At 39.8% G+C, this 24,176-nt stretch carries 19 protein-coding genes, 1 pseudogene and 2 riboswitches; of the genes and pseudogenes, 3 read left to right on the top strand and 17 right to left on the bottom strand.

Annotated features, from left to right (window positions below; genetic code table 11):
- Window positions 1–3: 3 nt before the first annotated feature.
- The 10 genes from LMF89_RS11435 to LMF89_RS11390 form a co-directional block, all read right to left on the bottom strand.
- Window positions 4–969 carry a TIM barrel protein gene (locus tag LMF89_RS11435; RefSeq protein WP_229535189.1) on the bottom strand — a complete coding sequence of 322 codons (966 nt, stop codon included), beginning with the start codon at window positions 967–969 and terminating at the stop codon, window positions 4–6.
- A 64-nt stretch (window positions 970–1,033) separates the two neighbouring features.
- The gene (locus LMF89_RS11430; RefSeq protein ID WP_229535188.1) at window positions 1,034–2,947 is read right to left on the bottom strand and encodes a TonB-dependent receptor plug domain-containing protein; all 1,914 of its coding nucleotides are present in this window, start codon (window positions 2,945–2,947) and stop codon (window positions 1,034–1,036) included.
- A gap of 213 nt (window positions 2,948–3,160) precedes the next feature.
- Window positions 3,161–3,342: riboswitch (cobalamin riboswitch) on the bottom strand.
- Between the two features lie 75 nt (window positions 3,343–3,417).
- Window positions 3,418–3,951 (bottom strand): cob(I)yrinic acid a,c-diamide adenosyltransferase, encoded by a 534-nt coding sequence (gene cobO / locus LMF89_RS11425; protein WP_229535187.1) that lies wholly within the window; start codon window positions 3,949–3,951, stop codon window positions 3,418–3,420.
- Between the two features lie 92 nt (window positions 3,952–4,043).
- Entirely contained in the window at window positions 4,044–4,883 is an 840-nt protein-coding gene (locus LMF89_RS11420; RefSeq protein WP_229535186.1) for a sirohydrochlorin cobaltochelatase, read from the bottom strand.
- A gap of 186 nt (window positions 4,884–5,069) precedes the next feature.
- Window positions 5,070–5,251: riboswitch (cobalamin riboswitch) on the bottom strand.
- Window positions 5,252–5,624: 373 nt separating this feature from the next.
- Window positions 5,625–6,716, bottom strand: coding sequence for a phosphotriesterase family protein (locus LMF89_RS11415; protein ID WP_229535185.1), 1,092 nt, complete (start codon window positions 6,714–6,716; stop codon window positions 5,625–5,627).
- A 47-nt stretch (window positions 6,717–6,763) separates the two neighbouring features.
- Entirely contained in the window at window positions 6,764–7,009 is a 246-nt protein-coding gene (locus tag LMF89_RS11410) for a hypothetical protein (protein ID WP_229535184.1), read from the bottom strand.
- A 217-nt stretch (window positions 7,010–7,226) separates the two neighbouring features.
- Window positions 7,227–8,255: a sugar ABC transporter substrate-binding protein gene (locus tag LMF89_RS11405; RefSeq protein ID WP_229535183.1), complete on the bottom strand. Its 1,029-nt coding sequence runs from the start codon at window positions 8,253–8,255 to the stop codon at window positions 7,227–7,229.
- A 122-nt stretch (window positions 8,256–8,377) separates the two neighbouring features.
- A complete protein-coding gene (locus LMF89_RS11400) occupies window positions 8,378–9,358 on the bottom strand; it encodes an ABC transporter permease (RefSeq protein ID WP_229535182.1) in 981 nt (326 codons plus the stop codon).
- Window positions 9,336–10,844 (bottom strand): sugar ABC transporter ATP-binding protein, encoded by a 1,509-nt coding sequence (locus LMF89_RS11395; protein ID WP_229535181.1) that lies wholly within the window; start codon window positions 10,842–10,844, stop codon window positions 9,336–9,338. Before LMF89_RS11395 ends, LMF89_RS11400 begins: the two co-directional genes overlap by 23 nt.
- Before the next feature lie 38 nt (window positions 10,845–10,882).
- Window positions 10,883–13,057 (bottom strand): glycoside hydrolase family 3 C-terminal domain-containing protein, encoded by a 2,175-nt coding sequence (locus tag LMF89_RS11390; protein WP_229535180.1) that lies wholly within the window; start codon window positions 13,055–13,057, stop codon window positions 10,883–10,885.
- Between the two features lie 293 nt (window positions 13,058–13,350).
- Between LMF89_RS11390 and LMF89_RS11385 the strand changes: the two genes are divergently transcribed.
- The 3 genes from LMF89_RS11385 to LMF89_RS11375 all read left to right on the top strand — a co-directional run bounded on the left by LMF89_RS11385 (window position 13,351) and on the right by LMF89_RS11375 (window position 16,658).
- Window positions 13,351–14,208 carry a helix-turn-helix transcriptional regulator gene (locus tag LMF89_RS11385; protein ID WP_229535179.1) on the top strand — a complete coding sequence of 286 codons (858 nt, stop codon included), beginning with the start codon at window positions 13,351–13,353 and terminating at the stop codon, window positions 14,206–14,208.
- 517 nt (window positions 14,209–14,725) lie between these two features.
- Window positions 14,726–15,640: a lysophospholipid acyltransferase family protein gene (locus LMF89_RS11380; protein ID WP_229535178.1), complete on the top strand. Its 915-nt coding sequence runs from the start codon at window positions 14,726–14,728 to the stop codon at window positions 15,638–15,640.
- A gap of 49 nt (window positions 15,641–15,689) precedes the next feature.
- Window positions 15,690–16,658 (top strand): DUF535 family protein, encoded by a 969-nt coding sequence (locus LMF89_RS11375; protein WP_229535177.1) that lies wholly within the window; start codon window positions 15,690–15,692, stop codon window positions 16,656–16,658.
- A gap of 97 nt (window positions 16,659–16,755) precedes the next feature.
- Here the strand turns inward: LMF89_RS11375 and LMF89_RS11370 are convergent, their stop codons facing one another.
- The 7 genes and pseudogenes from LMF89_RS11370 to LMF89_RS11340 all read right to left on the bottom strand — a co-directional run.
- A complete protein-coding gene (locus tag LMF89_RS11370; RefSeq protein ID WP_229535176.1) occupies window positions 16,756–17,358 on the bottom strand; it encodes a porin family protein in 603 nt (200 codons plus the stop codon).
- Window positions 17,359–17,637: 279 nt separating this feature from the next.
- Entirely contained in the window at window positions 17,638–18,768 is a 1,131-nt protein-coding gene (locus LMF89_RS11365) for an alpha/beta hydrolase family protein (RefSeq protein WP_229535257.1), read from the bottom strand.
- A gap of 39 nt (window positions 18,769–18,807) precedes the next feature.
- Complete coding sequence (locus LMF89_RS11360) at window positions 18,808–19,947, bottom strand: alpha/beta hydrolase family protein (RefSeq protein WP_229535175.1); 1,140 nt, start codon at window positions 19,945–19,947, stop codon at window positions 18,808–18,810.
- A 167-nt stretch (window positions 19,948–20,114) separates the two neighbouring features.
- Window positions 20,115–20,618: a hypothetical protein gene (locus LMF89_RS11355; RefSeq protein WP_229535174.1), complete on the bottom strand. Its 504-nt coding sequence runs from the start codon at window positions 20,616–20,618 to the stop codon at window positions 20,115–20,117.
- Window positions 20,619–20,990: 372 nt separating this feature from the next.
- Entirely contained in the window at window positions 20,991–21,752 is a 762-nt protein-coding gene (locus tag LMF89_RS11350; RefSeq protein ID WP_229535173.1) for a transposase, read from the bottom strand.
- 234 nt (window positions 21,753–21,986) lie between these two features.
- Window positions 21,987–23,639: an ArnT family glycosyltransferase gene (locus tag LMF89_RS11345; protein ID WP_229535172.1), complete on the bottom strand. Its 1,653-nt coding sequence runs from the start codon at window positions 23,637–23,639 to the stop codon at window positions 21,987–21,989.
- Window positions 23,640–23,664: 25 nt separating this feature from the next.
- Window positions 23,665–24,176, bottom strand: a pseudogene (locus LMF89_RS11340) (ArnT family glycosyltransferase); the annotation flags it as partial.

Below are 24,176 nucleotides of genomic sequence, written 5' to 3'. Positions count from 1 at the left end.
CCATTAACGCTCCTTATATTGCAAGGCTTCCTGCTGAATCCTGATTTTTTCGGACCAATCATTTATCGATGTATACATAAACTCATGTACTACATAAGTAGGTTGTACACAATTTATAATCTTCTTTACACATGGAGAACTAAAGGGTAAATGCTCATCAATGCGCAGCACATGACTCATGGCAGCTGCCAAAATATCGTCTTGGGGCATAGCTGTACCTCTACTCTGTTTGATATAATTCCCGGACAAGGAATGGTGCAAATGCACACCATGAATATAATGTTTATATTCTTCGAGGTTATCAACTATTTTCAGTACATAATCTACACCATCATCCTGATCCCTTAGTTCTGGATTCGTATTCATCAAATGGCCGATATCTAACATAATCCCTGCCTTGGGATGTTTTACACTATCAAGTAACAACGCTGTAAGTTCTTTATCCTTTAAAGTTAATCCTGGCCACCACAAGTTTTCAAATAATAATTCCATATCCCCTGGTATGCTCTGGGCCAGCTCATTAATCACCTCAATCGTAGCTTCAATGATTTGTCGGTCAGAGAAACTAAACTGCCAATGAAATAATTCTGGAATTCGTGTCTGACTGACATGAAAGACGGCATACTTGGCACCTGCCATTTTAGCAATACGAAGATTTTCACGATAGACATTTAGCCAGCCTTCACGGGTCAAAGCACCGTAACAAGCTTCAATCTCTGCATCACTGCCAAATTGCCTGAGCAGTTCCGTCTTGTCTCCTCGCCAGAAATCCAGCCAGTTCGGCCAAAAACGCAGATGCACCCCCTGTATCCATTGCTTCTTATGGACACGTGGATTCCAAGAATCACAAAACATCATTTCTAAACCATCTAAATGATGATAATTCAAAAAAGCTTCTAAGCATACGGGATTATTATAAATGAGCTCCAGATCAGATGCATAATTGGATAAATTCACAAGTTGTAACATAGTATAAGTCCTTTATTGTTTATTTATGAAGAAGATGCTACTATTAGCATCTTCTTATGATAACCTAGAACTGATATTGGATACCAATTTGATAGTTGCGACCAGGACTTGACCACCAGTCTCCGGCAATTGGAGTATAGGAACTGCCACTATTACCGTAAGCAACATTAGAAAACTCCGCATAATATTTATCAAATATGTTATTAATTTTAATAAATGCCCTTGCTTGCTTCGTGATTTTATAATTCATCGATACATCCCATACCCAATATGTAGTGGCAGGTAAGGCAGGTAATCCATTACTTGGCGTAGGACCAACTCGATCTATGATTCCATGACCAAGCAAGGCAACATCATATTGATCCTGACGATAATTTACACCAACATTCCAAGCACCTTTTGGTATGTACCCGCTTACATTATCTTGCTTACCTGGTGACTCAACTGTAGTTTGTGTATAACCAACAAAACCACTAACATGATTCGAGAATTTTTTGTTTAACTGTACATCCCAACCATAAGCTTTCTCTTCACTAATATTGTAGTATTTCCAATCAGCAGCAGATGCTGCAACAACTTGATTGGACTTTCTTTGAAATACATGAAAAGTTCCCGTTAATGTATTATCAAACTTATGATTCACACCAGCTTCAATCGTCCGTCCATCTTCTGGTTTTAAGTCTCGATTGCCGTAATAAGCATCATATAGTTGAACTGGAGTAGGAGCAATAAAAAACTCACTATAGGAAAGATAATAATTCGTATTATCATTTTGTTTATATCCAAGATTCATATGGGATGTTGTATGACTGCCAAAATCAGAATGATTATCATACCGTACACCAGAGGTTAACTTCCATTGGTTGGTCATATTCCATTCATCTTGCGCGTATAAAGCCCGATTTGTCAGTTTGATATCATTCATATTCACTACTTTATCTTGGTTAAAATCAAAGCCCGTAGTAAAAATATGGCGATCACCCATTTTTTGCGTGAATTGCTCTTGAATTCCAATAGTCTTAACTGTTGTTGTTGTTGAGCCCCATGTAGATCCTATATCATAGGTTGTATCGTAGTCACCACTGAGAAAAGATAATTGATTGTGGCTTTTTTCCGAAAGCTTATTGTTATAAATCATTTTCCAAGAAGAATTATCAGCAGTGCCTGCTTTATGATTATCGATTCCATAAGCACTATCTGCATAACGGTAATCCCCTTTGTAGTTATCATACATCAATGTTACATCAGAGTCATCGTTGATATTTTGGGTTAGCCTAAATGAGTTAGTTTCCCCATTTCGATGTTGGGGAATCCTTACACCGTGACCATCTTTATAATCTCCTAGAATATCCTTCTGGCTCGTTATAACCCAACTAAGATCTCCTGATTTTCCCTGATTCAGCAGCGAATAGTTTTCTTTGCCATAACTGCCTCCCGTGAGAGTTAGAGTTGTACTATTACTTTCCGCTTTGCGGGTAATAATATTAATAACGCCGCCTTTGGCATTGGAACCGTACAATGCAGATGCAGATCCTTTTAGTACTTCTATTCTTTCAATATTTTCTAGAGAGCTATAGGCACTAAAAGGAAAGGGTCCGCTAGTAGCAGCATTGATCTTTATTCCATCGATCAATACGACAATCTCTTTTGCTCCATTAATCCTTAAACCATTAGAATGCTCGTATCCTACGCCACCGCCATAATTATACACAGCGACACCTGGCACATCTCGCAGTACTTCCACCAAATCATGATAATGGTTTTTTTCAATTTCATCTCGCGTGATTACCGTCATATTCGCATTGGCTTCAAATACTTTTACTGGCGTTTTAGTGGCAGTTACCACTATTTGGTCAAAAGAATACTCTTCTTGTTCTTCTGTCTCTGCAGCCTGTACATTTGGCATGTGTAATAATAGAGCACTCCCCAGTACACAGGCGCATAACTTGGCTTGTTTTAACTTTATCTGCTTACCCACACTTTTCCTCCTATATTTTTGTTTTTTTATATAAAGAATATTTATGCAGTTCTCCAACAAAACCCGTAAAAAAATCTCTTAACCCAAAAAGGTCAAGAGATTTTACAATAGCATAAAGTAAATAGTAATCCCGACGTATATATACGTCGGGGAAAAATAAGCACAATAAAAAAACTATCGTACAAATCCCCTCCCCATCTCTCGCAGGTTCTAACGGTGATTGCTATATAGGCAGTTCTCCTGACTTAGAATCATTGCTCCCCCATACCTTCCCAAGACCTTTATCTCAGTGGCATATCATGGGTTCACTCCTCATTACAGTGGCGGGACCGTGCCGGAATGAAACCGGACTTCCCTATTAAGCCCCAAAGGGCACCTATACCATCCATATGAAATTTTTTACATATTATAAGATTCACTTTATAATATCTTTAAAGAATTGTCAAGGAATCAGTATTAACAAATTCTTTTTAAAACTCTATCCCTTTTTGAGCTTTTATGCCTTTTTTATAGGGATGTTTAATCTCTTTCATTTCCGTCACTAAATCCGCTTTATCAATAATTTCTGGACGTACATCCCGCCCTGTCAGCACAAGATGCAATGCAGAGGGCTTGTCCTCTAATAATTTTAATACTGCTTCCAGAGATAGAACGCCAAACTTAATCGCATAGTTAATTTCATCTAAAATAATCATATCCCACTGGTTTGATTCAATTTCTTTTCGCGCCATCGCCAAGGCTTCTTCAGCTGCATGACGATGATCAGCCATAGCATCTTCATTCGCATTGCGAACAAAACCTTCCCCCATCTGACGCATTACAAAATTAGGTCCCAAAGCCTCTGCCGTTTTTAATTCGCCATACTTCCAGCTGCCTTTAATAAACTGTATGATCAGCACTTTGAATCCCTGTCCCCAAGCCCTTAGTCCAAGACCTAAAGCTGCTGTTGTTTTTCCTTTGCCATTTCCTGTGTTAACAAGAATTAAACCATGTCTGTTTTCCATATCCATTCCTCCCCCCTTATTTTCAAAACCCTTTGAAACAACTTTGTAGAATATCTAGCTATTACTCCTTTATCTATTTCGCTATCGACATATCAATGCCTGCATATACCATGTCCGGCTTTTTGACTCATAGCATCCTTAAGATGCTGCACATAAAGATCTTGAATCTTCGTATTTTCTCCTAAGCCATGGAGATAGACATCCACTGTGAAACCCGCCTTTACTAGCTGGGATTTGGCAGAATCCTCATCATCACCAGCCATGTCATTATTGACATGATCACCAGCAACCAGCATAAATGGCATCAATATTACTTTCTTGATATCCCGCTTTTTTAACTTTGCAATCACACTTTCTAGCGGCGGGAAACCTTCTACTGTATAAACAAATATATGATTCAGTCCAGCTTCTTCGATTTTCATTTGCAATGCAGCATAGGCTGTATTGGCAGGATGTATGCCGCCATGTCCCATAAACACAATGGCTTCTTTGCTTTCCACTTTAGGCAATTGTGCCGTCAAAGCCTCAATGGCTTCTACATAATCATCTGGTCTGTCTTCCTGCCCTGTATAATAAAGCAAAGGACGGCCGATTACAATCTTGTCAAATGCTTTTTGGTGCCCATGAATGTATTGAACGACGATTTTCTTGATCTTATCATATTCTTCGCCACCAACCACATGCAATGGCTGAACATATACTTCTTTGTATCCTTCATCTTCCAGCCTTTGGATTGCTTCTGTTTCTGTATCAATGTGAATACCATCTCTGGCTGCTAACCTTTTGATAACGATTCGAGATGTAAAGGCTCTGCGTACTTCATATTCGGGAAAATTCGCTTTAATCTTATTTTCTACACTTTCAATATTTAGTCGTAACCCTTCCTGATAGGTTGTACCAAAACTCACAACTACAATAGCCTTTTTCATCATTAGCCACTCCTCGTATTTCTTCTTTCTGTTAGTGAATACATATAAAAATCTCCTAACCAATTGGTCAGGAGATTGAAGCTTATCATTAAGTAATCTGACTCATTCTATAAAATTCCAGCCTTTATGTGCCAGAAAAAATACAACTAACATCTGTACTTAATCCCCTCCCCATCACTCGCAGGTCAATTGGTGATTGTTATATAGGCAGTTCTCCTGACTTAGAATCATCGCTTCCTCAAACCTTCCCAAGATTTTATCTCAGTGGTAAACCTAGGGGAATGCTCCTCATTACAGTGGCGGGACCGCGTCGGCATGTAACCGAACTTCCCTATTAAGCCCTAACGGGCACCTATACCATCCATATGTACTTTTTATCATACCGCTTGTATCGTATAACAAGCGGTATGATTTGTCAATGTAAGAGTCCCTGGAAGAATTGACTATTTGAGAAACCCATTTTTTCACTAGTTCTAGTTGAATGACAACCTAAAACGAACCTATATAATAGATGCCTCGAAAACCCATAGATGGACTGGGAAGCTGGCAATTATCCAAGCTGCCAGCAATATGAGAGAGAGGATACACACCGATTAGGATTTGATTGGCTCCTACCCACTTAACCGCCACTGGATAGTTATCTTGTATTTTTTCTATCCTGATAATTTTATCCATTACAGTCAGAATAAAAAATGAGACCAGCTAACCAAAGTTAGCTGGTCCTTGCTTTTATAAGTTATACCCTTAAAAGGCTAAAATACGAGCTGGATTTTCTACCATTATCTTTTTGATATCGTTGTCAGACACTCCGCATTTTTTTAATGATGGTACAACAGAATCTGCGAGACGCGTATAACCTTCACCCCCACCTCGACGTGTAGCCAGTTTAGTAAATACATCATTCCCGATAACGATTTGTCCTGCATAGCCCTCTCGGATCAACGACACTAACCCCGATAAAATATACCAGTCAGGATAATGAGCAATCCCCAAAGGCTCATCATCCGCCTCAAATCCAAAAGGAGTGAAAGAAAGTATAAAGCCCATATCAAGCAACTCTCTGTGCAGGCTGATATCAAAAGGTACATGTCCAGGATTGTTCACAAGTTGTTCAATAGAAAGAACGCCCATTAGCAGCTGGACATGACACAAGATTGTCCTTTCAGGAATACACCCACCTCGAGATAGGGGCTGCAGTACATTCTGCCTCACCTCGTCCCTTGTGAGATCAGGTCCTAGGTGAACCTGCAGCGACAAACCCGTTTCGCCGGAGACGAAAGCTGCCGCGCGCAAATAGTCTTCTAATTGTTTAGTGTATACCTCATAGGCCGCCTTAATATGGCCGGGAAAAATACCAGTTCCGCCAACGCCTTGATCAATTTCGCGGCGCAAAAATGCACCAAACTGTTCAAATGACATATCACGGTAATAAGCTGGCCATGTATATTCTGCATATAAACCTGTAGAAGCCACAATATGAACACCCGTACGTTCGGCTATCTGCCGAATGGCAAGAAGGTCATTGGGCGAACTGCGAATGCCAGGTGCGCTAACTTCAACAATTGAATCGCCACCACGATCTTTAAATTCGCCGACTTCGGCAGTCATCATCTGCTTGTCATCTAACCTCATATTGTCCAAAGATAAAACTATGTTATGACGCAGGGCTGAACGATTCTCCAGCACTAGCTTATCTTCCAGCTTCAGGTTGCGACGACTCGGGATAAAGCAGGATTTACGAGTTCGATTGCGAAACATGGAGCAGTCCGAAAGGACATGTTCATGCATAGAGGTGAAACCAAGCTGTTCTGGTGCGATCGGACCGCAAACCGTCATAATCTTTTGCGACATACTATCATCCTTTCCTTTACATTAGCGTGTCTTCAAGAACGCTTGATAGAGTCGCCCCGAAAATCAAAAGTTATTTTAACTGGAATGTTGTATATTCTGGCAGACACGATTATCCGTAATATCATATGCCCATGCAAATGCCAGAGGAACATTTTTTTATGATAATCCCTTGATCCTGATACTGACTTATATTCCGCTGTTGCTTTTTCTCTTGATTTCTTGCCACAACTTTCACATTTTAATCTATTTTTATCACCTCTTCTTTCCTGAAACAACATCCCAGTCCCCTTGTTTTGTTTCCTGAAACAACATCCCAGTCCCCTTGTTTTGAAAGTGGAACTAGACGGACTGGAAGCTGGCAATTATCAAAGCTGCCAGCAACATAAGAAAGAGGATACACACCGATTAAGGTAGTATCCTCTTTTATAGATTCCATCACAACCTATATATAATCACCAAAGATTTGCCCCTTATAAACCACACCTTTACTTTTTACTACTTGGTTTCATTCGTAAATTGTTTTTGTTTATCTTTGCCATACTCCACTATTTGATTGGCTTCTACCCATTTAACCGCCACTGGATAGTTATCTTGTATTTTCTCTTTCTTGATAATTTTGTCCATTACGTCAATAATGGTTTTACCGATGGCGTAGGAATCTTGGTCTACTATACCTGTAATCAATCCTTCTTTAATTCCATTTTCCCAAGTAGGGGTATAATCAAAACCAAAGTGATATATTTTCCCAGCCTTGCCTTGTGATTTGATAGCTTCCATAACCCCGGTATCAGGCCCCTCGGAACCTAGAGAAAATACTGCAATTAAATCCGGATTAGAGGTTATCTGCCCTTCTAACTGTCTTTTAGATTCAGAAGCTTGATCATTATCCTGGATGGGTTCTAACCAGGAAAAACTTTGCGCATCCGCCCCCATTACACCCTCAAACCCTTTTCTTATTCCTTCTTGCCGATATGTCATAGTTGTTTGCGTAAGATTTACTGCTGCCAAAGCGATCTTACCATTTTTAATTCCTTTTCCTTTTAAATATTCTGCAGCTTTTTTCCCCAACTCTTCACCAGCCAATTTGTTATCGGTTCCCACATAAGCCGCTCGGTTGTCCTTTGTTTTGACATCTGCATCAAAAGTAACGATGGATACTCCTGCATCCTTTGCTTCTTTCACCTTCCGATCAAACATATCCGGGTCCATGGGCGCAATCGCAATTCCTACAGCGTTACTCGTTATAGCTTCCTGGAGAAATCCAATATGTTTTTCATTTTTTTGTGATTCACTAGGAGGTGAAGTCTTAAATACCAAATTATAGCCAAGTTCCTTAGCCCGCTCCTCAGCTGCCTTTTTCATCGGTGACCAGTATGCTCCTGTATCTACAATCGGGATGAAGTATAACGTCTTTTTATCTGAGCCAGACGCATTACTAGTAGATTTAGAATCGGAGCCCGAGCAGCCGGTCAATACTCCCATCATGATTCCAATGAGCAGTAATGCCAGTATCTTCTTTTTCATTTACATCTCCCCCAACATATTACTTATTGATACTCCTGCCGCTAGCAGCTATCATGCTGCTTTAAAAGTATCTGCCAAATTACACCTCCTAATAACGTTTGATTGTGTTTTATGTATTACCTTTATCTATTGCGGCGATAGTAATCTACAACTACGGCAATAACGATAATACCGCCAGTAACAGCCTGTTGTATAAAAGAATTTAAACCCAAAATAGCCAGTCCATTACGAAATATTTCTAAAGTAAAAATACCAACAACTGCTCCGGGGATATTCCCGACACCACCACTGAAAGCTGCACCCCCAATGATTGCCGCAGCCATAGCAAATAAGCCGACGCCAGCGGCTTCGCTTGGCGCTCCAACATTTAGATTGGACATTAAAAGTACACCCGCCAGAGCCGCTAGAGCTCCTTCCAGCATATATACTTTTATGATGTGTTTTTGAATGTTAATTCCTGATAATCTAGCAGCTTCCTGATTAGAACCTACCGCATAACAATAGCGTCCAAAACGAGTATGGTTCATCACATAGGTCAAAGCGATTACCACTGCTGCAAAAACAAGGGTATTTGTGAAAATAAAATTTACACCCACTTTCGTATTGGATAACAAATAAAACCAATCGGGAACACCTTTCACATAGATACCATTGGTTATAAAGAGGATAATACCACGAATCATATAGTCAGTACCTAATGTCAAGATAAATGAATCTAACTTAAATCTTACAATAAAGAAACCGTTGATAAATCCCCAAAACATTCCTATCACAATTGCTGCTAAAATGACCACAGGAGGTGAAAAACCTTTTACAGCCAGAAAAACAGCAGCCGTTCCTGCAAAAGCTGCGATACTTCCTGCTGACAGATCGACTCTTCCAGTTACTAACAACATCGTTATCCCAACAGTAGCGATTCCAACCGTTGGAACTTGCCGAAAAAAATTACCAATATTAGCTTGGCTTAAGAACAATGGACTAATCAATGAAAAAGCAATTATTAACACAACCAAGACGATATACACGGAATACTTCAGAAATAAATCCTTACTATCTATTTTCCTAAATATAGATGAACCGTCATTGAGCTTTGGGTTCAACATGATGCCCCCCTACGGTAGCAAACGCCATAATCTTCCCTTGCGTTGCATCCTGTTTCAATATTTCTCCTGTTAATCTTCCCTCACACATGACATAAATTCGGTCTGCCATGCCCAAAAGTTCGGGAAGTTCAGAAGATATCATAATTACAGTCTTGTTCTCTTTCACTAATTGATTCATAATTTGATATATTTCAGCCTTAGCCCCCACATCAATTCCTTTCGTGGGCTCATCGAAAATAAATACTTCTGAGGCAGTATTTAGCCATTTAGCCAAAACGACCTTTTGCTGATTTCCGCCTGATAAATTACCGACCGCAGTATCTACGGATGCGGTTTTAATTCGCAGACTTACTCTGAATTTTTCAGCAATTGCCTTAAGCTTGCTATGCTTTAAAATAGCATCTTGCATATTGGGCATGTTGATGTTTTCCGCTACCGACATGATCAATGATAATCCTTGGCCTTTTCTATCTTCGGTAAGCAAACAAATCCCTTGATTTATCGCATCTTTAGGCGTATTTATCGTGACTTTTTCTCCCCTGACTTTAATAGTTCCTTGGGATATGGGATCTGCACCAAACAACATTCTTACGATTTCCGTTCTACCTGATCCTACCAGACCAGCAAAACCAACAATTTCACCTCTCTTAGCATAAAATGAAACACTTTTGACCCTGCCTGCATAGTCCGATAATCCCTGTATTTCCAAGATAGTTTCCCCGATATTACCATATTCTTTAGGAAATAACTCTGTAATATCTCGACCAACCATCATCGTAATTAAGGTATTCTGGGACACACTTTTCACATCAACCGTCCCTATATACTGACCATCCCGCAATACGGTGGCATGGTCACATATCTCGAAAATTTCTTTTAGTCGATGTGATATATAGATGATGGCAACCCCGTCTTGTTTCAATGTATTAATGATTTTAAACAATGCGGCTACATCATCATTACCTAATGAAGTAGTTGGTTCATCAAATATAACGATTTTTGCATCCAAGCTAATTGCTCTGCCGATCTCTAACAGCTGTTTTTGCGCTGTAGGCAGCGTTCCCACTATATCAGTAGGCTTTACTTTAGAACCAAGCTTTTTTAGAATGGCTTGCGTACTCCTATACAATTCTTGATAATCAATAATTCCTAACAGTTTATTTTTATAGGGCATTCTTCCCATGAAAATATTTTCCGCCACATTTAAGGCTTCTGCAAGATTCAGTTCTTGATGAACAAAACCGACTCCCAGTGCTTGTGCTCTTTCTGGTGTCATAACGGTACAATCAACATCATTAATGAATATCTCCCCTTTATCCTGAGGATAAATTCCGCCTAAAATTTTCATAAGTGTTGACTTTCCTGCACCATTTTCACCTAAGAGTCCATGTACCTCTCCCGCGTTAACTTCAAGATTTACACCCCTTAGAGCATATACACCCGGAAAACGTTTTTCAATTCCTGCCATTCTCAGTCTCTTTTGCATCAAACGTTATCCCCCTTATATCCTCATAGCAAAACCCATTAATACTCCAGTTCTATAGCTTCTCCGACAACTTCTAATACTATTTTTTCCATCACCCTGCCAATCAGCAATTGAAGACTCCTAGCATCCGGCTGACAGCCGCCTACATATATTTCAAATACACCAGGCTCCAATATACAATTACCTTCCTCATTAATCAGTGCCAATTGTCTTGGGGTTAGGGCAAAGAATACTTCTTGTTCTGTGCCAGGCAGCAAATGGACTTTTTGTATGCCTTGTAATTCCCAAATAGGAACTTCTACGCTCGCCTTCACATCTTTTATATACAACTGTACTGTTTCATCAGATGCAAAATTCCCAGTATTTTTAACCAATACAGAGCATTGAACATTTTCCCCAGCAGAAATTTTTGTACGATTTAGCTGCAACTGCCGATATGCAAAAGTAGTGTAACCAAGTCCGTAGCCAAAAGGATATAAAGCTTCCTTTGTCATGTATCTGTAAGTTCGATTTTTCATGGAGTAATCTGTAAACTCAGGAAGTTCTTCTGTAGTACGATAAAAGGTAATTGGTAGTTTACCTACAGGACTATATTCACCAAAAATCGCCGAAGCCAACGCTTTTCCCCCTTCTGCTCCTGGATACCAAGCTTGTATAATAGCAGGCACCTTCTCGGCAGCCCAGGTAACAGTCAAAGCACTTCCTGCAAGAAGCACCAAAATGATCGGTTTCCCTGTTTTATAAATCACTTCCAACAGTTCTTGCTGCAATCCTGGCAAATTTAACCCCAATTTATCCCCACTAGCATATTCGTTGGAAACATCGCCTTCTTCCCCTTCAATACTCGCATCCAGTCCCATGCACATGACGACAATATCCGCTCGCTCTGCAGTAGAAACAGCTTCAGCAAATCGATCCCGCGCCTCTCCCAAGTTCTCTGCCTTATCTCTATACAAATGGCAGCCTTGGGCGTAAGAGACTATTGTATCTTTTCCTACTGCTTCGCGAATTCCTTCCAATACGGTAATATAATTCGAAGCTGTACCACAATAATTGCCGGTAAGCGCCTCTCTACTATTAGCGTTAGGTCCAATAACTGCAATGGATGATATTGTATTGCGGTCTAAGGGCAGTAAATTATTTTCATTTTTTAGTAGTACTAAGGTTTTTTTGGATACTTCTAAGGCAAACTCTCGATGCTCTTGACAATCATTTTGGTGAAAGCCAATATTGGTATATGGAACGTTCTCAGCAGCATCAAACAAGCCTAGTTTCATTCTGGTGAGCATTAATCTTGTTACTGCCGTATTTATGGCTTCCTCGGTTACTAACCCCTCCTGATATGCAATCAATAAATTAAGATACATGTTGCCACAGTTTAAATCACAACCGTTGTTTAACGCCATTGCTACTGACTCCGGTGCGCTGCTGGTTACTCTATGGTTTTCATGAAAATCTTTTATCGCCCAACAGTCTGATACCACATGTCCAGTAAAGCCCCATTCTCGTCTTAATGTTTCTTTTAAAAGCATGTTACTGCCACAGCAAGGCTCACCATTAACCCTGTTATATGCCCCCATTACCGCTTCCACATTTGCTTCTTTCACACATTCTTTAAAAGCAGGCAGATATGTTTCTCGCAAATCTTTTGGTGAAACCACAGCATCAAAACTATGTCGCTCGCTTTCCGGACCACTATGGACGGCAAAATGTTTCGCACAGGCGGCCGCCCTTAAATATTTTTTATCCTGCCCTTGTAGCCCTTTTATAAAGGACACGCCTAATCGCCCTGTCAAATAGGGATCTTCGCCAAAAGTCTCCTGCCCGCGTCCCCATCGGGGATCTCGAAAAATATTGACATTCGGAGACCAAAATGTTAACCCCTTGTATATACCATGGTCTCCTTTTCTCTGAAATTCGTGAAATTTAGCTCTGCCTTCAATTGAAATTACTTCGGCCACATCATAAATCAGATTCTCATCAAAAGTAGCTGCCAGTCCTATTGCTTGTGGAAACACAGTAGCAACACCTGCTCGCGCAACACCATGCAGTGCTTCACTCCACCAATTGTAAGCCGGAATACCTAACCTAGGAATAGCTGGTGAACTGTATACCATTTGGGTTACTTTTTCTTCTAGTGTCATCCTTGAAACTAAATCTTTTGCCCGTTGTTCAAAACTCAATGTCTCATCTTGATAATCAACTATTTCCATTCTCTCATCCCCTTGCACGCCATTGCTATTTGCTTCATGCTCATCAAAAAATATAAGATCTCTGTCCTAAATAATGCAACACTAACAGAAACTTTTAGTTTATAATCTATAGTATAATACTTTAATTTTTTTTAATATTCTCATTTCTTGCTGCAATATCATCACTTCTTGCTTGATGGTATTTTACATAGGAAACCATTACATCTTCTAATAAAATTAAGCCATATTCTTGATGATCCATTTTATAGTCTTCCAATTAATCTTGGGTAAAATTATAAGTTAGGAGTGCATTTATGATCATAGAAGGCTTACATGAAAAAGATATATATACCGAAACCTATCCCTTTCGTATTGAATTAAATACATTTGATAACTTTGATTGGCCTTTGCATTGGCATCATGCTGCTGAACTGGTATATCCAGTCGAAAACGACTATAGGGCTACGGTAAATGGTCTAGAATATACGATGTGTGAAAAAGATATTCTATTTATTGCTGGTGGGGATATTCATAGTTTTCATACCCGTAATAACAAAGGAAATCGTTTTTTTATTCAATTTGAAATCTCCACACTGGATGTGTTTGGTCAAGCACATCAGCTTACTCCTTTTTTATCCATGACAAAATTCATCTCTGCCAAAGAAGACCCCTTATTGCACACCGAATTAGAAAAAAACATTATTGCCCTAATTAATGAATACCAGCATCGAGCATTGGGATATACACTATATCTAAATGCCCGAATATTTGACATTCTGGTGTTATTATCCCGCAGTGTTTGTAACAATATCAATGCTGAAATATCCAGCAGCAGCAATAAAAAATTTCATATTTTAGAGAAATTAAATTTAGCATTTCAATATATTGAAGAACAATATCAAAATGACATCTCCCTTAAAGATGTTTCTTCTGCCGCAGGTTTTAGCGAATACCATTTTTCAAGAATTTTTAAGGAAATGACAGGTAATCATTTTTTGAGCTATTTAAATGAACGCCGTATAAAAAAAGCAATTAGATTATTAATTGCTCATAACATGTCCATTACCGAAATTGCCCTTTCCTCTGGCTTTAACAGCATTGCTACCTTTAACAGAACTTTTAAGAAGCTAAAAGGCTGTACACCCGTAGAGTACAAAAAAATGCAGTTTTAGATATTTTCAAAGAATATAGCATCAGTATCCCAAAAACAAAGGCAAAAACAAAGGGACAGGGACTCCGTTTCATGCCTTCCAGATCCTTGTGGACGATAACCCTGTTATGCGTGCTATCTGGCGTATATTCGTGCCAACAACTTCTTTCATTACTTTCAATATCGCGTCTTGTTTTTCTCTCGTTTCATTGCAAATTTTTACTGCGTCAATTCCAAATTCCTGTCGGACCATTTATCGAAGGTCATCATCACTTACATTAACCTTGATCCGTACAAGCCAAAAATAGAGTTAAAACCTTAAACAATGTTATAAACTTTTAAAAAGGAAGTAGCATCACTGCGCTGCTTCCTTTTTTTCATTTACAATTGTCACACCGATTCAAAAAAACAATCTCCTTGTGCGTCCAATAACAAATTCCCCTGTAGTAGGATGAATTAGTGAACTATATGTTTATAGGAATCGTAATATAATTATTGGCTATATCAGCAGTATATTTATCAATTAGGGGGATTATATTATGGTAAGAATTATAACAGTTATTGCCTTTATCGTTATTTCATTGCCACGACAACTATTCATAGGTGTCGGGCTCCTTTTGGGAAAACTGTTTTGGACTATTTTACCGAAGTATCGCAAAAAAATGTCCGTAAAAAATATTATGGACGCTCTAGCACTAAATGAGAAGGAAGCCTTAGAAATTGCATATCTCAGTACGAAACGATTCGGTAAGATGTTCATGGAAATGCTATTGATACCAAAGCTAAATAAAGAAAATATCAGTTCTTACGTAACTATTTGCGGTAAAGAAAATTTGATAGAAGCGCTTTCACATGAACGCGGGGTCATTTTGGCAACAGCGCATTTCGGTAATTGGGAAATAGCAGGTGCAGCATTGGCTATCAGTGGAATCCCGTTAGTGGCTGTGGTACAAAAACAAACCAATTCCTTCGGAGATCAAATACTTAATAAGTATCGAACATGTGCAGGAATTCACGTAACGTATAAAACTAACGTTCGCAAAGTCCTACGTCTTTTAAATCAGGGAAAAGCGGTCTCCATATTTATGGATCAAGATGCTCACCGCGATGGTATTTTTGTCGATTTTCTGGGACGCCCCTCGTCAACGGCAAAAGGGGCAGCAGTACTTTCCTGGATGAACAATGCACCTATCGTGCCTATAATGATATCGGAAACTGAAGCTGGAATACCTATTATAAGCCTTTACAAACCTATCAGCCCGCTGAAGACGGCCGACCGTGAAAAAGACATTATTCAGATTACGCAACAACTTACTTCCATAATCGAACAACAAATTCGCAAATGTCCTAGTGAGTGGTTCTGGCTTCATAACCGTTGGAAGACACAACCGATAAATAAGATAGACTTTGCTTCAGAAGTAGCCACTTCTCCAGAGAATTTCAGGTGTAATTAAGAGCACTTATATTTTGCTAGATTTTTTAATTTTATTAGAAGGAGAACCTATGTTACATAAATATATAGATTTTGGACATAAATTGAGTTTCTTTATTCAACATCGAAGAGCCTGGGGTACTTCGTCAGCATATGCATTCCATTTAAATTATTGTCGTAGATTGGTTTTTATCATCCAGTCATTGGCCAATTATAAACTGATGGCAGAACTATTAGATTTTTTTATGACAAATTCACTAAGGCGGGATATTGTAAATACGAATACATGTATCCTTGAGCAAGCGGTACGTCGATGGTTTTATTATGACTCTACCATGCAGGAAAGAATAGCCTTGTTGAAAGAATGTTTCCTGTTTTTTGAAAGCAAATTCTCCAAAGAGGCATTGCAGCACATCTATTTTGGGGAAGGCATTCCACTGTGGAGTCAGGAATATAAACATGATACTCTTTCACTAATACTGCATTTTAATCGCAGTCATCGAAAAGAAGGTTTAATGACGGTTACACTTACTATGGGAGGAAAGAAAATTTATTTGGTAACTTTCTGGATCGCCTCAGACATAAAGGGACAAAAGGCACTATGGATTGGTGCTTTTCAAGGCTCAAAAGGGGATTTACAAACCAACCGTGATTTGACAAAGCACTTTTTCGGTTATCGGCCGAAAAACCTTATGATTTATGTTTTGCGTACGATCGCTCAGCAGCTACAACTTGAAGAAATTTATGCGGTATCTAATCATGGATTTCAGGCCAGTCATCACATTTCTTCTAAGCGAAGGCTCAAGACATCGTTGGATGATTTTTGGAAAGAAACACAAGGAGAAGTATGTAGCGACTCACGTTTCTTCACTCTACCACTCATTGAGCTTCGGAAAAGTCTAGAAGAAGTAGATTCACATAAACGCAATCTCTATAGAAAAAGATTTGCCATGCTTGATTCAATTGATGCAGATGTTAGAGAGGCATTAAAGCCATCTCTTATAGAAGAAAATCTGATGTCCATTAAAAAAATTATGTAAAGCTCTAAATATGCTAAAAAAACTGCTATTTTACGTAATGCACTCACGTAAAATAGCAGCTTTTTTATTATGATATCAAGATATCTAAACTTAGCGGCTATATTTTATATCCAACTGACCAATTAATTCCTTTGGCTGTAAAATCTCTATCTACGAATGCTCCTATATTTTTTGCCTTTATGTTCCGGTATCCTACGTCAAAATAAATATTTTTAGTAATATCATAAATTATACCTAGATTGTAATCAGAATACTTCGAAGCAAATACATAACTTGCATATGCACTCATATTGTCACTGAGTCTTTGACCAACAGAGGCTCCCGCATAAAGACTGTTTTTCCTATCATCGACACCTTTAACAGAGACATTTCTGTTTAGATTCCCTACCAAAAACGAGATATTATCAGTCATTTTATATTGAACTCCTATTTTATTAAACCGATAAGAAGTATCCCCCACACCCGTAATATTTTTTGTACCAGAATGCATAATATCTGCAGTAAATGCCAGATTATCACTTAATACATAAGATCCGTAAAAGTCTTTTGCCTTAATTTTTTCTTTGCCTTTTCCTGCAAATTCGCCATTATAATTACATTGCGAAAAACCAATACTCCCACTACTATTGTTAAACTCGGTTACTGGCGGTGCTGCAAACACACTTGCAGTAAAAGATACGGTAGCTACTAATAATGTCAATACAGATACTTTTTTATTTTCATGCCCTCCCTAGCTCGTATATAGTATAGATAGATGGTAAGGTAATTCAAAACGGTTTTCTCTCCTCCCTACCTTCTATTTTGCAGTAACTAGTGCTAACAATTCCACCAAAGCTATCCATCCTCTACTTATACGATCTACATAAGCTAATCGTTCACATATCTTATAGTTTTGTAAGAGAACTATATATATCAGCAAATAAGTTCAGTAACAGCAATTTTTTTTATGATTGGCAGCATCACATAGCACTTTTTTTCATTATGATTTTTTCAACCTTACCTCCCCATATCCGCTAGCTATCTTATCCATCTCATTCGGATTAGCATGTTTAAGCTTAGCATCAAAGAAAGTCCGTATACAATCCCGAGTAATCTGAATCGCCCGAGCCGGATCAATGGGATCAGGATTTCCCGATAATGAATGTCCCAACATAGATTGCCCTATCAGCATGTAATCACTAAAGCTCATATGATCCGTTCCTTTCACCCCCATCTGATAACTGCCTGGGAAAATATTTTCCCAGATCGCTTCCGTTGTCATATCCTCCTGGGAATGTAACTCAGACCATACCATCAGCATCGGTTTAGAAATAACTTTTTTATAATCTTCTCCCCGAAGTGAACCGTCAAAGTTTGCAATCGCGGCCACCCGTAAGCTTTGGCTACCGGCCCGAACCGCTGCTGCACCACCAAAAGAATGCCCAAAACACCCAACACGCCCGAAGTCGATTCGTCCGATCAGCGGCAATTGTTGATTACTGTCAAGTGCCATCAACTGATTGACTACAAACTTTAAATCATCTACTACTTCCTGATTATATTTCTCTTTAACGCCTTCATCTTGAATATCTGGCGTTACACGAAAATGTCCGTCTGGGAAAGATGTGATCAGTGCACTATTGGGGGAGTTCACCCCAATCACAATATATCCGTGAGAAGCAAGCTCCTCCAAAACACTTTGATATATAAAGTAACTCATCCGCCATCCTGGCGAGAAGATTAGCACTGGAAACCGCTCACAGTCAGTCACCATTTTCGCGCCAACCACTGCGTGAGTCTTAATCAGGAACCGGAATATTTCATCTAATTCCGGAATACTCGTCCCCTTTAGTATGTACTTGGCAGTAGGCCCATCTAGGTATATGTTTTTAGGTCCACCTACTCCCCTATTCGCCGGATACCATATCTGTGTCATAAATTCCCTATATTCGGAAGTACTTCCATCAGCATAAGCTCCGGAACGTCCCGAATCAACCATCGGTAAAACCACTGTGCCCACTCCATAAGGTCCTGTCATAGCAGGTAAGGAACACCCTCTCCACTGCGTCAGCCCAACACTAGGATTATCTGACACCCCCAAAATAAAATCAAATAAAAAACCTACATTCATCAAATATTCTACCCTTCCTATATCTTTTGCTATCTAAAATTAGTTGCGTTTTTCTTCAAGCTTAACTTCCTGATACTCCCGGCCTATCCTATTCAGCTGGTTGGAATCGGCATGTTTAAGATTCACGTCAAAGAAGCTTCGCACAGTGTCCCTACTAATTTGAAGCGCACGAGTCGAATCAATGGAATTAGGGTTATCATCCGCTTCCGATAGTCCTATTGATTTCACTACCAACATATAATCACTGAAACTCATATGATTGGTTCCTTTCACCTGAGCCTGATAACTCCCCTTAGGTAGATTTCCCCAGATTGTTCTCATTGTCAAATCTCCTTGGGGATGTACCTCAGACCAAATCATCATCATCGGCTTGGAAATCTTTTTTTTATAATCTTCTCCCCGCAGGGAACCGTCAAAGTTTGCAGCGGCAGCGAGCCGTATGCTTTGGATGCTGGCCTGAACCGCCGCTGCGCCACCAAAAGAATGTCCAAAGCAACCAACACGTCCAAAATCAATTCGTCCGTTCAGCGGTAATTGTGAATTACTGTCAAGCACCCATAACTGCTTGGCTACAAACTTTAGATCATCTGCTACATCCTGATTATATTGTACCTTAACGCTTTTATCTTCGATTTCTGGTGTCACACGAACATGTCCATCTGGGAATGCCACGATTCCCGCGCTATTAGGAGAGTTTACCCCCACCACGACATATCCATGGGAAGCGAGATCCTCCAGAATGCTTTGATATAGGAAGTAGCTGGTCCGCCATCCCGGCGAGAAGATTACCACAGGAAACCGATCGCGGCCAGCCGCAACTTGCGCACCAACCACCCCATGGGTCTTAATCTGAAACCGGATGTTTTTATCTATTTCGGGCATATTGATTTCCTTTAGCATATACTCGGCGGAAGCCTCATCCATATATGTACTCTTGGGTCCATCGACTCCTAGATCCGTCGGATACCAGATCTGAGTCATAAATTCCCGGTGTTCAGAAGAACTTCCATCGGCATAAACTCCAGGCCTTCCCGAATCAACCATCGGCAAAACCACTGTTCCTACCCCATAAGGTCCAGTCACAGCAGGTAACTCAACTCCAGCCCACTGTGCCAGTCCAACGCTGGTATTTCCTAAAGTTAAAAGGAAAACAGTAACTATCAACCATAAACGCTTCAAAAAAAATCACCTACTTCCCCAATTTTTGTTTTCCATAATAAATACGAGAATGAATTAGCTTTGGTTCAAAGTAAGTTCAATTTTTCATAGAAAAACAAGGCACCTAAAAAAGTGCCTTGTCTGTATACATACATATATTTATTATTTATCCTCAATCAACACTTTCATCAACGAACCCTAAGCCTAAATGACCTTGCTTCTTCCACAGAAGATAATTTTAGGGAATTCATAGTTTCCGCCTTTTGCCTTGGCTCTGCCATAATCCGATTGACTTGCTGAATCGAATAGCCTTTTTGTAAAAGCTCTTGTCCAAGATCATCCATAATGTGAAGCATATCGAGCCACTCAAGCTCTCTGTCGTATGTGTCAATAGATAGCGCATGAACTTTTTGCATAAAGGATTTTACGCCCTCATCACCGATCTCTGATTGTCTAATATCATCAAGGATTAAAAAAACCTCTTTTACAACCAGGTTGTCACCCCCGGCCTGGTTTCTATCCCCATCCTCGCCGGCCACCAAGTTAGGCACTGGCTTATACTGCAGCCAAAATTGTTTCACATCCTCATAATACGCTTTGCCTAGTAGATTCTCTTTATATATGGTAGCGAGAAACAATAGTCTCCAAAGCGGTCTCTTTTCCCTGCTGCAATTGCCTTGCAAGTTCTTCATCAGAAATAATTACTGCCCCCTCACTTGAAACCGTCAAATATTAACTAAACATACCCTCTAGCCATCTCCCGATATTGCCTTATGGATATTATTCCTTATTTAAATTCATGTTGGATATAAAATTCAAAGGAACAGTACTTTTGAGTCACTCCCATCTCCTTATATCATGTACACAATACATAAATAGAAGTTTTTCTTTGAAAAGCAATACCATATTTCTATTCTATTTGCCATTAAAATATAAAACTCCTGCAAGGATACTGATCAGCTCTTTTTATTCGCAGAAAAGGTTTTTATATACTATTAGGAAGTAATTTTTCAAAGATTTTTCATGCACAAATGTTGTAGAAACAAAGGGACAGGGACTCTGTTTCAGACCTTCCAGATCCTTGTTGACGATAACCCCATTATACGTGCTATCTGGCGTATATTCGTGCCGACAACTTCTTTCATTACTTTCAATATAATGTCTTGTTTTTCCCTCGTTTCATTGCAAATTTTTATTGCGTCAATTCCAAATTCCTGTCGGACCATTCGTCGAAGGTCATCATCACTTACATTAACTTTGATCCTCGGAATTTCAAGACAAATATCTTCGTTCGCTTCTCTTAAAAACTTTACAAATCGCACAACTGCTTCATCGGGTTTGTCCGAAAACATATTTAAGGCATATTCTTTATCAACAATCTGTCCGCTCTCTGTATATTCACTATAGCTGCTCCATTTGTAATTCGCTACATCTTTTACGATTTTTGCCTTTATGGGGTTCTGATGGATATATCGCAAAACCGTTAAGAAATAACTATCCGTTTCTACAGCCTCGCTTTTAAATCTCTCTTGAAATAAATGACCGCATCTTTCATGCTTACCATTGTACCAGATCACGTAACTCGAACTGAATCGCTGAATCATCATGCTAATAGATTCTTCGATTTCTTGTAATAGGATGTGCACATGATTATCCATTAAGCAGTAGGAAAAAACTCGACATTGACTCATTTCTTTGGATTTCGCCAGAACCTCGATTAATTTCTGCCGATCTTCATCATCCTCAAATATGCTTTGCCGGTTGATTCCACGTAATATGATATGATATATTCCGCTGTTGCTTTTTTCTCTTGGTTTTCTTGCCACAACTTTCACCTCTTACTCTCTTTTATCACTTCTCCTTTCTTGAAACAACATCCCTGTCCCTGTTTTTACAAGTGAACTTTAACACCTCATTGATGTTCTCATTTCTTGCATAAACCTCAACGGAACCGCCCCTTTGAGGTTTTCCGTTCCCAATGTCATACACATGCCGGGCGAATTAGAAAGAATGGGACAAGGAATCTGTCCCCCTGTCCCATTCAGCATTAGCAACGTCCCTTATTCCTTAATAGAATAATAAGACAAGCCTTTACTATCTTTTAGCAATTGATAATTAAACCTAGCTGTCTCCAGCAGAAATTGCTCTCTTTGCTTACCTCTCACGATAATCAGACGATCAGATAACGGGGGCTTCGCCCCAAATTCAACTATCCCCTGGGTCGGCATGGTGTATTTGCTTGACCAGTCTAGCTCTTTCGCCTGACGAAAAGTCACTTCACTTGACGGTATAAGCTTGATTGCGACCTTGCCGCTATAAAAAACCGCCGAAGTACTGTAAAACTGATACATCCCTATCTTCTCCACTCCAAGATCGACCATGCTTTTAGCAATCTCTTTTCCTGACCGGCTTTCCGCTATGGCAGGAAATATAAACAGGGAAAGTATGATATATGACCCCAATTGGCACAGACAAAGCAATTTGAAAACATCGACCGCAGTCCGGTTTCTTGCTTTCCACACGCTGAATACCAGAAACAGTAGCAGACCGGCTGTAGCCAGGCCAAGTTCCCACCCCGCCAGATAGCGATAAGCCGCTATCATATATCCAACCATGAGCAAGGCCGCAGGAACCCCTATCCAGTAGAAAATTTCCTTCGTTTTCCCCTGCGCTAGCATCCGCTCCAGTTGAATAGCTGTTAGGATTGCCACGGGAAAGAGGATGGGAAACGTATAGGTCAGGTATTTAGTGGCCATTAGCGAATAAAAGCCAAAATAAGCAGCTATCCACAGAAAAAGGAATAACAGCAGCGGGGACTTCCGGGAACGCAAGTCTTTATATCCTTGGATCAAAGCTTTTACGGCCAGAGCAGACCAAGGCAGCATACTGAGCACAAATACAGCAAGATAATAGTAGCTCACATTATCTTTCGGATGTTCGGAAACGGTTGCCCGAAGATAGTTATGAACACCGAAAAAGTTATTGATAAACTCCATACCGTGCAAGGTATACATGGCAGCGTACCAGGGCAGCGCCACAATGGCAAAGAGCAAAACTCCTGTCAGCAGATACATTTCTTTAAGTTCCGTCCAATTGCGCTGCAACAGAATAACTAACAGCATAACTAGAGTAGGCAGCAGAGCGCCAATCGGCCCTTTCGTCAATACAGCCAGCGCCATGCTGACATAGGCAGCTAGATACCATCGCTTGGTGCCATCCATTTTTACATACCCCAGATAAAAAAATCCCAGAGCAGCGCAATTAAACACAAAGAACACCATATCGGTAATCACTAGTTTAGCCAACAATATATACTCGAAGGACGTTCCCATAATCACCACTGCCAATAATGCGGACCTTCGCGTATTGGTTTTGCTTACAAACCAATACAGCAGCACGACTCCCACGGCAGCAAACAAAGCCGGCGCCAACCGAGCTGCCCACTCTGAAAAACCAAAGAGTTGAAATGATAATGCCGTAAGCCAGTAAAAAAATATTGGCTTATCAAACCAGACATTTCCATAAATCCTTGGTGACACCCAGTCCGCTGACAACACCATTTCTTTTGCTGTAAGCGTATAGTTCGATTCCACCGGATCGGTGATGGGTATGGCTTGGTTAAAAAACATATAACCAAAAAACGAAATCAGAAACAGGACCCCATAGATTTTAGGGGAAGCGGTAAAGTTGCTTACATCATCAAATAATTTCATTGCTATAAATCCTTTCTAAAGACATCTACTTGTTTTCATGGATTAAAAGAATTTTATCCTCTTGCACAACAAGTAGACGAAGTTTATTTTGAATTGCCGGGGGCAGTTGCCCGTACTTTTTCTTTTTCATAACCAAATACGCTGTGTCTTTTTCGCTGGCTATAACTGCCGCCAAATTCTCCTGGCTTAGTTCAATGCCTGCTATACCGCTGTAGTACATAAAGCCCGGCCTGTAAAATTTTTCAACATAAACCGGAGCCTGTCCGTCATAATACTCCTGAAACTCATGAACAAACGATTTCACCGAAAGCCCAGGAGTAATAATGGGCAGGACTTGAGTCATTAAAACAGTGAAAAAAATCATTGTTCCCAATACCTGGGTGGTAAAGACAGCGCGAAAGTTGTGGCGAAAGCTCTGAAACAGAACAAAAGTGGTCAGCAGCAATAAAATTCCTGCTATCACCTTCACCGAATACATCAGCTCTGCCGTCACCGCCGTTCCGGAATAAAACAAGCCTGCGATCAGGAATGAGACAA

Source organism: Pelosinus baikalensis (assembly GCF_020819555.1).
GTDB lineage: Bacteria > Bacillota > Negativicutes > DSM-13327 > DSM-13327 > Pelosinus > Pelosinus baikalensis.
Note: the sequence above shows the minus strand (reverse complement) of the source record. Positions and strands in the feature narration are given on the sequence as shown.

Bases quoted from the DNA above. Each gene is read 5' to 3' on its own strand.
- LMF89_RS11380 (WP_229535178.1), top strand. From the start codon at position 14,726: ATGGTAAGAATTATAACAGTTATTGCCTTTATCGTTATTTCATTGCCA.
- LMF89_RS11355 (WP_229535174.1), bottom strand. From the start codon at position 20,618: ATGAAGAACTTGCAAGGCAATTGCAGCAGGGAAAAGAGACCGCTTTGG.
- LMF89_RS11405 (WP_229535183.1), bottom strand. From the start codon at position 8,255: ATGAAAAAGAAGATACTGGCATTACTGCTCATTGGAATCATGATGGGA.
- LMF89_RS11415 (WP_229535185.1), bottom strand. From the start codon at position 6,716: ATGACGGTTTGCGGTCCGATCGCACCAGAACAGCTTGGTTTCACCTCT.
- LMF89_RS11385 (WP_229535179.1), top strand. From the start codon at position 13,351: ATGATCATAGAAGGCTTACATGAAAAAGATATATATACCGAAACCTAT.
- LMF89_RS11365 (WP_229535257.1), bottom strand. From the start codon at position 18,768: ATGAATGTAGGTTTTTTATTTGATTTTATTTTGGGGGTGTCAGATAAT.
- cobO (WP_229535187.1), bottom strand. From the start codon at position 3,951: ATGGAAAACAGACATGGTTTAATTCTTGTTAACACAGGAAATGGCAAA.
- LMF89_RS11390 (WP_229535180.1), bottom strand. From the start codon at position 13,057: ATGGAAATAGTTGATTATCAAGATGAGACATTGAGTTTTGAACAACGG.
- LMF89_RS11345 (WP_229535172.1), bottom strand. From the start codon at position 23,639: ATGAAATTATTTGATGATGTAAGCAACTTTACCGCTTCCCCTAAAATC.
- LMF89_RS11395 (WP_229535181.1), bottom strand. From the start codon at position 10,844: ATGCAAAAGAGACTGAGAATGGCAGGAATTGAAAAACGTTTTCCGGGT.
- LMF89_RS11420 (WP_229535186.1), bottom strand. From the start codon at position 4,883: ATGATGAAAAAGGCTATTGTAGTTGTGAGTTTTGGTACAACCTATCAG.
- LMF89_RS11410 (WP_229535184.1), bottom strand. From the start codon at position 7,009: ATGTTGTTTCAGGAAAGAAGAGGTGATAAAAATAGATTAAAATGTGAA.
- LMF89_RS11375 (WP_229535177.1), top strand. From the start codon at position 15,690: ATGTTACATAAATATATAGATTTTGGACATAAATTGAGTTTCTTTATT.
- LMF89_RS11435 (WP_229535189.1), bottom strand. From the start codon at position 969: ATGTTACAACTTGTGAATTTATCCAATTATGCATCTGATCTGGAGCTC.
- LMF89_RS11400 (WP_229535182.1), bottom strand. From the start codon at position 9,358: ATGTTGAACCCAAAGCTCAATGACGGTTCATCTATATTTAGGAAAATA.